This is a genomic window from Aquabacterium humicola (assembly GCF_030167915.1).
Taxonomy (GTDB): domain Bacteria; phylum Pseudomonadota; class Gammaproteobacteria; order Burkholderiales; family Burkholderiaceae_C; genus Pseudaquabacterium; species Pseudaquabacterium humicola.
The window spans coordinates 1-11,917 of the sequence record NZ_JARGNB010000008.1 but is presented as its reverse complement, the minus strand read 5'-3'; the positions used below and the strand labels follow the sequence as shown (position 1 = coordinate 11,917).

15 protein-coding genes are annotated in these 11,917 nt (G+C 72.9%); 7 read left to right on the top strand and 8 right to left on the bottom strand.

What is annotated here, in order from left to right:
* Positions 1-34: 34 nt before the first annotated feature.
* On the bottom strand, positions 35-760 hold the full coding sequence (locus P1K89_RS26930; RefSeq protein ID WP_284619633.1) for an IclR family transcriptional regulator: 726 nt from the start codon (positions 758-760) through the stop codon (positions 35-37).
* A 148-nt stretch (positions 761-908) separates the two neighbouring features.
* Between P1K89_RS26930 and P1K89_RS26925 the strand changes: the two genes are divergently transcribed.
* Positions 909-1,862: a hydroxymethylglutaryl-CoA lyase gene (locus P1K89_RS26925; protein WP_284619632.1), complete on the top strand. Its 954-nt coding sequence runs from the start codon at positions 909-911 to the stop codon at positions 1,860-1,862.
* Positions 1,859-3,070 carry a CaiB/BaiF CoA transferase family protein gene (locus P1K89_RS26920; protein ID WP_284619631.1) on the top strand — a complete coding sequence of 404 codons (1,212 nt, stop codon included), beginning with the start codon at positions 1,859-1,861 and terminating at the stop codon, positions 3,068-3,070. Before P1K89_RS26925 ends, P1K89_RS26920 begins: the two co-directional genes overlap by 4 nt.
* Before the next feature lie 15 nt (positions 3,071-3,085).
* Here P1K89_RS26920 and P1K89_RS26915 read toward each other — a convergent pair whose 3' ends face one another.
* The 6 genes from P1K89_RS26915 to P1K89_RS26890 all read right to left on the bottom strand — a co-directional run bounded on the left by P1K89_RS26915 (position 3,086) and on the right by P1K89_RS26890 (position 7,403).
* A complete protein-coding gene (locus P1K89_RS26915) occupies positions 3,086-3,703 on the bottom strand; it encodes an exopolysaccharide biosynthesis protein (RefSeq protein WP_284619630.1) in 618 nt (205 codons plus the stop codon).
* Complete coding sequence (locus P1K89_RS26910; RefSeq protein ID WP_284619629.1) at positions 3,700-4,392, bottom strand: Bax inhibitor-1 family protein; 693 nt, start codon at positions 4,390-4,392, stop codon at positions 3,700-3,702. The genes P1K89_RS26915 and P1K89_RS26910 overlap by 4 nt, the downstream gene beginning before the upstream one ends.
* Before the next feature lie 171 nt (positions 4,393-4,563).
* Positions 4,564-4,926: a hypothetical protein gene (locus P1K89_RS26905; protein WP_284619628.1), complete on the bottom strand. Its 363-nt coding sequence runs from the start codon at positions 4,924-4,926 to the stop codon at positions 4,564-4,566.
* 59 nt (positions 4,927-4,985) lie between these two features.
* Positions 4,986-5,612, bottom strand: coding sequence for a DUF4142 domain-containing protein (locus P1K89_RS26900; RefSeq protein ID WP_284619627.1), 627 nt, complete (start codon positions 5,610-5,612; stop codon positions 4,986-4,988).
* 105 nt (positions 5,613-5,717) lie between these two features.
* Complete coding sequence (locus P1K89_RS26895) at positions 5,718-7,019, bottom strand: glycoside hydrolase family 18 protein (RefSeq protein ID WP_284619626.1); 1,302 nt, start codon at positions 7,017-7,019, stop codon at positions 5,718-5,720.
* A gap of 105 nt (positions 7,020-7,124) precedes the next feature.
* A complete protein-coding gene (locus tag P1K89_RS26890) occupies positions 7,125-7,403 on the bottom strand; it encodes a hypothetical protein (protein ID WP_284619625.1) in 279 nt (92 codons plus the stop codon).
* 59 nt (positions 7,404-7,462) lie between these two features.
* On the opposite strand from P1K89_RS26890, the gene P1K89_RS26885 reads away from it, so the two are divergent.
* The 5 genes from P1K89_RS26885 to P1K89_RS26865 all read left to right on the top strand — a co-directional run bounded on the left by P1K89_RS26885 (position 7,463) and on the right by P1K89_RS26865 (position 10,700).
* Positions 7,463-8,437, top strand: a complete 975-nt coding sequence (locus tag P1K89_RS26885) for a DUF72 domain-containing protein (protein ID WP_284619624.1) — start codon at positions 7,463-7,465, stop codon at positions 8,435-8,437.
* A gap of 89 nt (positions 8,438-8,526) precedes the next feature.
* Positions 8,527-8,811, top strand: a complete 285-nt coding sequence (locus P1K89_RS26880; protein WP_284619623.1) for a hypothetical protein — start codon at positions 8,527-8,529, stop codon at positions 8,809-8,811.
* 123 nt (positions 8,812-8,934) lie between these two features.
* Positions 8,935-9,870 (top strand): response regulator, encoded by a 936-nt coding sequence (locus tag P1K89_RS26875; protein ID WP_284619622.1) that lies wholly within the window; start codon positions 8,935-8,937, stop codon positions 9,868-9,870.
* A gap of 25 nt (positions 9,871-9,895) precedes the next feature.
* On the top strand, positions 9,896-10,381 hold the full coding sequence (locus P1K89_RS26870; RefSeq protein ID WP_284619621.1) for a GNAT family N-acetyltransferase: 486 nt from the start codon (positions 9,896-9,898) through the stop codon (positions 10,379-10,381).
* Positions 10,382-10,556: 175 nt separating this feature from the next.
* Positions 10,557-10,700: a hypothetical protein gene (locus P1K89_RS26865; protein ID WP_284619620.1), complete on the top strand. Its 144-nt coding sequence runs from the start codon at positions 10,557-10,559 to the stop codon at positions 10,698-10,700.
* 24 nt (positions 10,701-10,724) lie between these two features.
* Here P1K89_RS26865 and P1K89_RS26860 read toward each other — a convergent pair whose 3' ends face one another.
* Positions 10,725-11,819, bottom strand: coding sequence for an MFS transporter (locus P1K89_RS26860; protein ID WP_439898043.1), 1,095 nt, complete (start codon positions 11,817-11,819; stop codon positions 10,725-10,727).
* Between the last annotated feature and the right edge of the window lie 98 nt (positions 11,820-11,917).

Sequence of the window (11,917 nt, the reverse complement as noted above, 5' to 3'; positions counted from 1 at the left end):
CCGGCGTGAAATCGGACCGCCTTCGCGGGCCCGATCAGGCCGGCGGCGCGCCGAGCTTCGCGCTCAAGGTCGCCGCGGCGGCCTTCACCTGCGCCGCGAAGCGCGGCTGCAGGCGCGGCGTCGGCATCGTCAGGGTCAGCGCGCCGGCCAGCGCGCCGTCGGCATCGAAGACCGGCGCGCTGATGCCGGTGAGGCCGGGCACGCGGTCGCCGCTCAGTTCGCAGACACCCTCGCGGCGGATCTGCTCGTACAGGGCGCCGCGCGCCGGCGGCACGCCGAAGGCCAGCAGCACGCGGCCGCCGGCGCCGCGCTTCAGGGGCAGCAGGTCGCCGGCGCGCAGATGGTCGCGCAGCAGCTGCGGCGAATCGACGCGGTGCAGGCACAGTCGCTGGTCGCCCTGGCGCACGTGGAAGGCGGCGCTCTCGCGCGTGGTGTCGACCAGCGCACGCAGCGCCGGCAGCACCAGCGCGTCGAGCGAGAACGACGCGGCATAGATCGAATGCAGCCGCGCGACCTCCGGCCCCAGCGCGTAGCGGCCGTCGGCATGCTGCTGCAGCAGCCGCGCATGCAGCAGCGACGCGACCAGCCGCAGCACCGTGCTCTTGTAGAGCTGCGTGCGCGCCGCCAGCTCCGCCAGGGTCAGCGCGGCATCGCCGGCACGGAAGGCGGCCAGCAGCGTCAATGCACGATCGACCGCGGCCGCGCCGCCGGGGGCGGCATCACGATCGGCGAGCGACGGGGTGGCGGCAGCGCGGGGCATGGCAGTCGACGGCGTTGAAGGGGGATCCGCGGCCGGATTGACAGCGCACGGGCGCCTTCCGATAATTTTCGGAACGTCGTTCTATCTTATAGAACAACGCCGATCGCCGTCAAGCACGCACCCGAACCACCGAGAACCCGAGGTCCCGATGTCCCCACCCGCCCCCGGCGTCCTGATCAGCGAGGTCGGCCCGCGCGACGGCCTGCAGAGCGTCGCGACGGCCATGCCCACCGCCGCCAAGTGCGCGTGGATAGCTGCGCTGCACGCCGCCGGGCTGCGCGAGATCGAGGTCGGCTCCTTCGTCTCGCCGAAGCGGCTGCCGCAGCTGGCCGACACCGCCGCGGTCGTGCGCCATGCCGTCACCCTGCCCGGGCTGACGGTGATGGTGCTGGTGCCGAACCGCACCGGCGCGGACGCGGCGATCGCCGCCGGCGTGCACAAGCTGACGCTGCCGCTGTCGGCCAGCGAGGCGCATTCGCTGGCCAACGTGGGCCGCACGCCGCAGCAGATGCTGGCGCAGATCGGCGAGGTGCATGCGCTGCGCCGCGAACGCGCGCCCGGCGTGGCCTTCGAGGTCGGCCTGTCGACGGCCTTCGGCTGCACGCTGCAGGGGCCGGTGGCCGAAGACGAAGTGATCCGGCTCGCGGTGGCCGCGGCCGAGGCCGGCGCCGACGAGGTCGGGCTGTCCGACACCACCGGCATGGCCAACCCGGCGCAGGTGCGGCGGCTGTTCAGCCGGCTCTTCGCCGAGCTGGGCGAACGCGCCGGTGCGGCCCACCTGCACAACACGCGTGGCCTCGGCCTCGCGAACTGCCTGGCGGCGTACGACGCTGGCGTGCGCACCTTCGATGCGTCGCTGGGCGGCCTCGGCGGCTGCCCCTATGCGCCGGGCGCGTCGGGCAACGTCGTCACCGAAGACCTGGTCTTCATGTTCGAGGCGATGGGCGTGGCCACCGGGGTCGACCTGCCGGGCCTGATCGCCGCCCGCGCAGCGCTGCAGCAGGGCCTGCCCGGCGAGCCGCTGTACGGCATGCTGCCGGACGCGGGACTGCCCAAGGGCTTCGTGCCGGCCACGACCCCCCTCCGCGGGAGCGCTGCATGAACGAGGCCACCGACGTCCCGAAGGCGCTGCCGCTCGCCGGCGTGCGCGTCGTCGAGTTCACCCACATGGTGATGGGTCCGACCTGCGGCATGATCCTCGCCGACCTCGGCGCCGAGGTCATCAAGGTCGAGCCGATCGCCGGTGACAACACGCGCAGGCTGCTCGGCTCCGGCGCGGGTTTCTTCCCGATGTTCAACCGCAACAAGCGCAGCCTGGCGGTCGACGTGAAGGATGCGCGCGGGCTCGAGATCGTGCTGAAGCTGGTGGCGCAGGCCGATGTCTTCAGCGAGAACTTCAAGGCCGGCACGCTGGACAAGCTCGGCCTCGGCAGTGCCGCGCTGACGGCGCTGAACCCGCGCCTGGTGGTCGTCTCGCACAAGGGCTTCCTGCCCGGTCCGTACGAACACCGCACCGCACTCGACGAAGTGGTGCAGATGATGGGCGGGCTGGCCTACATGACCGGCCCCGAAGGCCGGCCGCTGCGCGCCGGCGCGTCGGTCAACGACATCATGGGCGGCATGTTCGGCGCCATCGCGGTGCTGGCCGCGCTGCGCGAGCGCGAGCGCACCGGCCGCGGCCAGGTGGTGCAGTCGTCGCTGTTCGAGAACAACGTGTTCCTGGTCGCGCAGCACATGCTGCAGTACGCGGTGACCGGCCAGCCCGCGGCGCCGATGCCCAGCCGCATCTCGGCCTGGGGCATTTACGACGTGTTCGCGGTGCGCGACGGCGAGCAGATCTTCCTGGCCGTCGTCAGCGACACGCAGTGGGCCATCTTCTGCCGCGCCTTCGGCCTCGACGACCTTGCCGCCGATGCGCGCCTGGCCAGCAACAACCAGCGCGTGCTGGCGCGCGAGTGGCTGATCCCGCTGCTGCGCGAACGGCTGGCCGATCGCAGCGCGGCCGACATCACCACGCTCTTCGAGTCGCACGGCCTGCCCTACGCGCCGATCACCCGGCCGCAGGACCTGTTCGACGATCCGCACCTCGCGGCCACCGGCGGCCTGGCGCCGATGACGCTGCCCGACGGCCGCGCCGCGCGGGCGCCGCTGCTGCCCATCGTCATCGACGGCCAGCGGCCGCCGCTGCGGATGAACCCGCCGCAGCTCGGCGAGCACAGCGCGGCGCTGCTGCGCGAACTGGGCTACGACGACGCGGCGATCGACGCCCTCGTCGCTGCCGGCGTGATCGGCCTGCCGCCGGCGGGCTGACGCGGCGCGCCGACCCTATCGCAGCAGGTTGCCGACGACGTAGGCCGCCGCCTTCAGCATCGCCCACACCACGCCCGATACAACGACGGCCGAGACCGCGGCGACGAGCAGGCCGGCGAGGATCCACAGGCCGTCGCGTTCCAGGATGCCCAGCGCCAGCAGGCTGATGGCCAGCGCCGGCAGCATGTTGCCCAGCGGCACCGGCAGCACCAGCACGACGGCCAGCAGCAGGCAGACCAGCCCGACCAGGTACTCCATCGGCGGCAGCGCCAGCGGCGAGATCCGCGGCTGCAGCAGGCGCTCGGCGCGCGCCAGCCAGGGGCCGATGCGCCGCACCAGCGCCGCGAAATCGGACCGCGACAGCGTGCGGCGCGCCATCACCGCCGGCAACCAGGGCCGGCGACCGAAGGTCAGCTGCAGGGCCAGCAGCACCAGCGGCGCGCCGAGCACCGCCGAGACCCCTGGCGGCACCGGCAGCACGTTGGGCACCGCGAACACGAACAGCAGGGCGGCCAGTGCGCGGTCGCCGAGGGCGGTGAGAAGGTCGCCCACGGCGATGCGCTGGCGACTGGGGTCGTTCGCCAGCGCATAGAGCATCACCGACAACGTGACCTTGTCGCCGGTGCCCCTCACTCGTCGCGGCCGCCGGCGATGCCGAACAACGCGAGCAGCGACTGGAAGACGTTGTACAGGCTCAGGTACACGCCCAGCGTGGCGGTGATGTAGTTGGTCTCGAGGCCGTCCTTCACGCGCTTGAGGTCGTGCAGGATGAAGGCCGAGAAGATGCCGATGGCCAGCACCGCCAGCGCGATCATCAGCGCGCCCGACTGCAGGAACACGTTCGCGATGCCGGCCACCATCAGCAGGATCGCGCCGATGAACAGGAATTTGCCCATCGACGTCAGGTCGCGCTTGATGATGCTCGACAGCGTGGCCATGCCGAGGAAGATCAGCCCGGTGCCGGCGAAGGCCGTCATGATCAGGCCGGCCCCGTTGGCCAGGCCCAGCACCGCGCCGACCAGGCGCGACAGCATCAGGCCCATGAAGAAGGTGAACGCCAGCAGCAGCGGCACGCCGGCGGCGGAGTTCTTGGCCTTCTCGATCGCGAACATGAAGCCGAAGGCGCCAACGAGGAAGACGACGAGGCCGATGCCGGGCGACAGGGCCCGCGTGAAGCCGGTGGCCACGCCGAGCCAGGCGCCCAGCACGGTGGGCACCATCGACAGGGCCAGCAGCCAGTAGGTGTTGCGCAACACGCGGTTGCGTTCGACGGCGCCGGTGACGCCGGTGCCGAGCGGGTTGTAGGAGGTGGTCTGGTTCATGGTGCGTCCTTCGAGGAGAAGCGTTGGGAAACGGCGCGGGGCGCCGAAGAGGCCCGGCCTCGGCCGGGCCGGCTCATGCCGTGGAAGCAGCAGCCGCCGTTCCGTGGCGGCAGCCCGGGGCCGCGCAGACGCGGCCCGCTGACCGCCCGACGACGGCGCGGCGGCGCCGCGTCAGCCGGCGAACGAAACGCCGCAGGGGGGGCGCAGGGGTCCGGCCAGGAAGGGTGTCGGCGTGCCCAGCGACAAGCGCGTGCGCGGCGGCGCCATGACCAGCGACTGCTCGCGCGTCGTCGGCGGCGTCGGCAGCAGGCCCGGCGTCTCGGCCGACGCGTCGCCGAGGACCGGCGACGGCAGGCCGTCGACCCTCGGGTACGTTGGCGCGCCGTCGTCGGGCATGGCCAGTTCAGCGGCTTCGAGAATGGCGTGGCCCGGCGCCGTGCAGTCCGGCGCAGCGGCGGGCGGCGCCGCGCTGACGCCGAGGCTGGTCCAGAGCAGGACGAAGCAGAGAAGGAGGGCCATCACCCGGGAGGGCATGGCGCCGATTCTACCGACGGGGGAAAGGCCCCTGGACGCCATGCCGGCGCCTCGCGCCTTCAGCGCCGCGGCGGTGCGCCGCCGGCTGCCGACTGCTCGGGCCGCGCATCGCGCTCGACCGCGCGCAGCAGGTCCTCGGCCTGCGTCTGGTGCTGCTGGACGACCGGCAGCGTCTTGGCGGCGAACGCCCGCAGCTGGGCATCGGCAGCGCGGTTGGCGGCCTTCTGGAACAGCGCCACCGCATCGCGGTGCGCGCGCACGCCGAAGCTCTTCGCATAACGCTGGTCGAACTTGTCGTCGGCCGCGGTCGCCAGCAGCTTCAGGCTCGCGCGCTGGGTGATCGAGAGCTTGTCCGGCAGCGTCACGTGCCTGGCCGCGGCCAGCGCGGCCAGCTCCGCGTGGGCCTTGCCGTGCTCGTCGACCATCTGCTGCGCGAAGGCGCGCACCTGCGTGTGCTTCGACCGCTGCAGCGCGAGCTGGGCGGCCGCCTTCTCGGCATGGCCGGCCTGCGCGGCGTTCTTCATGAAGGTGATGTCGGCCCGCGCCAGCGCGTGCGGCGCGCTCGGCCCCGCCGCCTGCGCGATCGGCACCGGGCCGGAGGCGGGCTGCGCCGGCACGCCGGCGGCGCTGACCAGGAGCAGCAGACCGAGGACGGCCGGCGCAAGCACAGGAATCGGGGGTCGCATCACGGGCTCCTCGACAAGCGGTGTCGAGCCGGCGCGGCAAGGCCCGTGCCCGTGCCCGTGCCCGTGCCGCGCGCCGTCAGCGCCAGCGATCGCGGCCGCGGCGCTTCAACGGGGCCGTTTCCCCATCCCCCGGTTCATCGCGTCGAGCAGGTCTCCGTTGTCCTGCGACAGCTCCCAGGCGAACACGCCGGCCAGCCCCTCGCGGCGTGCATAAGCCCCCTTGGCCATGACCGCGCGCGGATCGTCGTAGCCGAGGTAGCGGCGCGTCGCCGGGTTCCAGAGCGCATAACCCTGGGTCACCGGGTCCTGCACGACCTGGAAGCCGCCCCGGCCGCGGCCGTGGGTGTCGACGTAGAGCGCGGCGATCTCGCGCCAGGTCAGCACCCCTTCGCCGGGCGGGAACGGGCCGGTCTTCTTCGCGCCGTTGAAGCTCGCGCCGCGCCGCGGCGGCACCACGCCGCTGAAACCCCGGCCGTACATCGCCACGCCGGCGACGAGCTTGGCCTTCGGCATGCCCGCGTCGGTGAGGGCCTTCACCGCCCCGGCCAGGCTCTCGTTCGTGCCGGGGCGGCCATCGAGCAGCGCGGCATGGTGGCCGGCGCTCGCGGACCAGCCACCGTAGAAGTCGTAGGTCATCATGAACAGCAGGTCCAGGGCCGGCGCGGCGCGGCGGAAATCGATCCTGCGGACGATCGCATCGGTGGTGTTCACCGCGCTCGTCACGAGGTAGCGGCGGCCGGTCTCGCGGCCGAGTGCATCGACCGCGCGGCGCAGGTCGATCATCAGCGCGGCATAGCCCTGGCCGTCCTCCGGCGCGCCGAGCGCCACGCCATTGGCCGAGCCGTTGCTCGTCGGATGCTCCCAGTCGATGTCGATGCCGTCGAAGGCGGGGTGCGCACGCAGGAAGGCGACGGCCGAGTCGACGAACACCGCGCGCCTGGCCGGCTCGTTGGCAAAGTGGAAGAACGGGTCCGAGCCGCCCCATCCGCCGACGGAGGCGACCACCTTCAGGGCCGGCAGCCGCTGCTTCAACGCCACGAACGCGGCGTCGAAGGTCTTCTCTGTGTCGGTGACCGCCAGCTGGAAGGCCTCGCGCTGCGCGCAGGCCGCCGCGTCCTTCGGCAGCTGGCCGGGGCCGCAGATGCGCAGGAAGGCGTAGAGCGCGTGCGTGAGGCTGCCCGGCGCCAAGCGGTCCAGCAGCGCCGGCGACTCCCAGTTCGGCACGTAGACGCCGACCACGCGCGCGGGGTCGCCGTCGAAGGCGCGCCAGCCGGCGCCGAAGGGCGCGATGGGCGCGGCGCCCGACAGGGCCGGGCCTGCCGCCCGAGCGGCGGTCGACGCGCCCGACAGCAGCAGGACCAGCAGCAGCGCGGCGAAGTGCCGCAGGCCTCTGAATCGGATCGACAACCGTGCGCTCCCGACCGCCGCGACCCGGCTGTCCGGGCGCGATTGTGAAGCGCGGGGGTTACCGGCGGGTCATGAGCACGGCCCGGGCATCCGGGCGGCGCAGCCTCAGCGGCCGAAGAAGCGGCCCAGCGCCGGCCACCAGTCCGCCAGCGCGCCGACGCTGGCCAGCACCAGCGATCCGGCCACGATCAGCACCACCGCGCCACGCGAGAGGCCGCGCTCCGAGGTGCGCGCCCGGGCACGCCGGCCATCGAGCCGGCTCGGCTCGGCGAAGGTCGATTGCGTGCTGTGCTGCCAGTCGGAGGCGAGCGAGCTGCGGAATTCCGAGCGCCGTTCACCCGAAGGCTCGTGCTCCCAGTCGTAGACGCCTTTCCTGCCGTTCATGTGCGCGCTATCGGCCGGCGCGCGCGCGGCTTGAGCGGCGCGGACACTAGGATGGACGCATGTCGCGCACGCAAGCCGAATTGTTCGCACCCCAGTGCCCCGCGCCGGTCGGCCCGCGCGGCAACATCGTGATCGGCACCTGCAGCTGGACCGATGCATCGCTGATCAAGTCCGGCGGCTTCTACCCGAAGGGTTGCAGCTCGGCCGAGGCGCGGCTGCGCTACTACGCGTCGTGCTTTCCGGTCGTCGAGGTCGACTCCAGCTACTTCGCGATGCCGGTGCCGCAGAACGCCGCGCTGTGGGTCGAGCGCACGCCGGCGGACTTCCGCTTCAACATCAAGGCCTTCCGCGCACTGACCGGCCACCAGACCCCGCCGGCCTCGTTCCCGCCCGACCTGCAGCCGCTGCTGCCGCCGCTCGAGCCCCGCCAGAAGAACCACTACTACGCCGACCTGCCCACCGAGCTGCGCGACGAGTTGTGGCGCCGCTTCATCGAGGCCATCGCGCCGCTGCGCCACTCGGGCAAGCTGCGCGCGGTGCACTTCCAGTTCGCGCCGTGGGTGAGTTCCGCGCGCGACTGGGTCGCGCACGTCGAGCACTGCGTCGAGCGCATGGCCGGGCACCGGCTGGCGGTGGAGTTCCGCAACCAGAGCTGGTTCGCACCCGAGCGCGCCGAGCGCACGCTGGCGTGGGAGCGCGCGCTCGGCGTCGTGCACGTCGTCGTCGACGAGCCGCAGGGCGTGGGTCACTATGCCCAGGGCGTGTGGGCGGTGACCGACCCGGCGCTGGCCGTCGTGCGGCTGCACGGCCGCAACGCCGAGACCTGGAACGCGAAGGGGCTGACGGCCTCGTCCGAACGCTTCAACTACGAGTACAGCGACGACGAGCTGCGGGACCTCGCCCAGCGGACCGTCCGCCTCGCGGAGCAGGCCTTCGAGGTGCAGGTGCTGGTCAACGTCAACTACGAGGACCAGGGCATCCGCGCCGCGCGACGCCTGCAGGAACTGCTCGGCGCGATGCCGGCCGCGTCGTGACCCGCGGCGGCACGGCGCTTGCCCACCCGGCGGCAAGCGACTGGAACACCTGACACGTCGTTGGGAACCCGTCGACAGTGAGGTGCCCCATGATGGTCAAGCTGTTCGCGGCGCTGCCGCTGCTGTTGGTTTCAGTCCTGGGCCACGCCGCCGTGGTCGGCGTGGCGGAGCTGCAGGATGGTGCCTCCATCCTGCTGCAGGACGAACAAGGGCCCTGCGTCGGGTCGGCCCGGATGGCCTCGTTCGTCAAGGCCGGCGCGAGCGCCGTGCCGGGATGCTGGGTCGCACGGGGCCACCACATCGCGGTGGTCTTCCTGGACGGTGACATCGGCGCGGTGCCGGTGGCGGCGCTGAAGCCGCCGAAGAGCGCCTGACACCCGCGCGCCAGCCGGCCCCACGGCCGGTCACCAGAATTCCCCACAGGCGCGGGCTGCAGGCCGCGGCGCGATGCGCCGACATCGAACACATCCGATGTTCTCCGGCCGACCGCAGCGACCATGCAGCCCCCGCCCGCCCTGTCCTCCGACCGTTTCCCCGCGCTGCACGGCGCGCCGGTGCGCCTGCAGCACGGCCCGCTGGCGATGCGGCCGGCCGTGGCCAATGCCAGCACCTTCGGCATCGCGCTGACGCCCGGCGGCCTCGTGCTGCACGCCAACGAGGCGGCGCTCGCGCTGGTGGGCGCGCGGCTGGCCGACGTGGCCGGCCGGCCCTTCGATGCCACGCCGTGGGCGCAGCACCTGCGCGAAGGCCGCGCGGCCTGGCGCTATGCGCTGGTCGCCGCCCGCGCCGGCCATGCGACGCCCCTGCCGCTGCCGATCAAGACCGCCGAGTCGCAACGCATCACGGTGGACTTCCTGCTGCAGCCGCTGGCCGGCGAAACGGGCACGACCACGCTGCTGGTGCTGACCGGCCGCGACGTGCCGGAGCGGCACCGCGTGCGCCCGGCCGATACGGCCGCCGCGCCGGTCGCGCAACGGGCGCGGGCCCTGATCGTCGACGACGAGGCGCCGCTGGCCGCTTGCCTGGCGCGCCTGCTGCAGCGGCACCTCGGCGCCCGGCTGGACCTCGTGGCCTGCACCGATGCGCACGAGGCCATCGGGCACCTGCGGCAGAGCCACTTCGACCTGGTGATCAGCGACTGCGAGATGCCCGCGCTCGACGGCGTCGCGCTGCTGGGACAGGCGCGCGCACTGCAGCCGCAGGCGCTGCGCCTGATGCTTGTCGACGCACAGCAGCTATCGCGCGTGCTCGACGGCGAGCGCCAGGTGGATGTCTTCCGCTACCTCGCGAAACCGTGGTCGTCGCGGCAGGTGCTGATGCACGTCGAGGCCGCGCTGCAGGAGATCGACGCCCGCCCGCGCGGCACCGAGACCGTCGCCGGCGCCCTGCCCGCCCGGCCGCCGGTCGCCATGGACGCTCCCATCGCCGCCTAGGCGCGAGCGCGCGCATACTCGCGCGATGCCGCTGCCCCTCGATACCGGCCAGGCGCCCGGCCTGCGCGCCCCCGTTCCCGCCGACTACGACACCATCGCGCTGTGGCTGCCGGACGCCGACACGACGCTGCGCTGGGCCGGCCCGCTGGTGCGCTGGCCATTCACCGGCGCGACGCTGCCGGCCCTGCTGGCCGCGCCGAACGCCACCAGCCGCGTGCTCGGCCCGCCCGATGAACCGCCGCTCGGCTTCGGCCAGCACTGGCCGCGCGAGGGCGGTGCCGTTCACCTGGGCCGCCTGCTGGTGGCCCCCGGGCTGCGCGGCCGGGGCTTCGGCCGGCTGCTGCTGGAACGGCTGATCGACGACGTGCGCGCCAGGCACGGCGCCGTACCGATCACGCTGCGCGTCTACCGCGACAACACGCCGGCGCTGGCGCTTTACACCCGGCTCGGGTTCGGGCCGGTCGAAGAGTCCGGCGACACCGATGTCGCCTTCATGCGGCTCGACCCCTGAGGCGGCCTCGCGCTGATCCGGTCGGCGCCGGAGAACGTCGCACCGGGGCGTAGCACCGGTTCCGGGAGGCCGTGCGGGCGCCGGCGACCGCACGACCTCATTACGTGGGATGACGTATTGCGTCGCCGGCCCGCTGCCGCGTAGGCTGCACGCTAGCCCAGCCCGTTGTCGCCCCATGGGACGCTCGAAATCCAGCCTGCTCGCCGCACTCGTGGTCGCCGTCGCGCTCCTCAGCGGCTTCTGGCTCGCCACCGACGAGTCCGATCCGGCGCTGCACCGGGTGTGCATCGACATGAGCGCGTTGATCGCGCAGCCGTGACCTTCGGCCGCTGCGGCACGATGCTCAGGTCCGCCTGAGCAGCAGGCCCAGCAAGGCCAGACCCGCGAAGAGCGCGCCGGCGTGAAAGGTGAATGCCGCACCGAGCCGGTCCCACAGCAGGCCGGCCAGCGCGCTGGCCACCAGCATCGCCACCCCGCTGACCACGCTGAACATGCCGAACGCGGTGCCGCGCAGCTCGGCCGGCGCGGTGTCGGCCACCATGGTCGCCAGCAGGCCCTGGGTCATGCCCATGTGCACGCCCCACAGCGCGACGCCGGCCAGCAGCGTCGTCCAGTGGCTGTCCAGCGCCAGCAAGAGGTCGGCCGCCACCAGCACCACCAGGCCGGCGGCGAGCAGGGTCCGGTGGTCCATGCGGTCGGACAACTTGCCGAATGGATAGGCCGACGCGGCGTAGACGAGGTTCATCGCCACCATCACCAGCGGCACCAGCGCGAGCGCGATGCCCGCCTGCTGCGCACGCAGCACCAGGAAGGCTTCGCTGAAGCGCGCCAGCGTGAAGACCGCGCCGATGGCCACGACCCCCCAGTACGCACGCGGCAGGCGCGCCAGGCTCTCGCGGCGCAGCGGATTCCCGCGCAGCGGGCCGGCGTGCCGCTCGGGCTCGCGCACGCCGAGCCACAGCAGCGCCACCGCCAGCAGCCCCGGGATCACCGCGACCCAGAACACCGCGCGGAAGTCGTCTGACCACAGCAGCATCAGCCCCGCCGCCAGCAGCGGGCCGACGAAGGCGCCGACCGTGTCCAGCGACTGCCGCAGGCCGAAGGCCGCGCCACGCACCTCGGGCGGCGCGAGGTCGGCCACCAGCGCATCGCGCGGCGCGCCGCGCACGCCCTTGCCCACCCGATCCAGCAGCCGCGCGGTCAGCACGATGCCGGCGCCCGGCGCGATCGCGAACAGCGGCTTGGTCAGCGCGCCCAGCGCATAGCCGAACAGCGCCAGGCCCTTGCGCCGGCCGAGGTGGTCGCTCAGCGCCCCCGAGAAGACCTTGACGATCAGCGCCGTCGCCTCGGCCAGGCCCTCGACCAGGCCCACCGCCAGCGCGCTCATGCCCAGCGTACCGACCATGAACGTAAGCGATCGAGCAACCACGTCCTTGATTCCCGCGAAGGCAACTGAGAGCCTACGAACCCATGTACCTTACGTGGGATCGTTATGTCAGAGGCTTTCGATACTGAGGACCTGGCCAAGCGACTGGT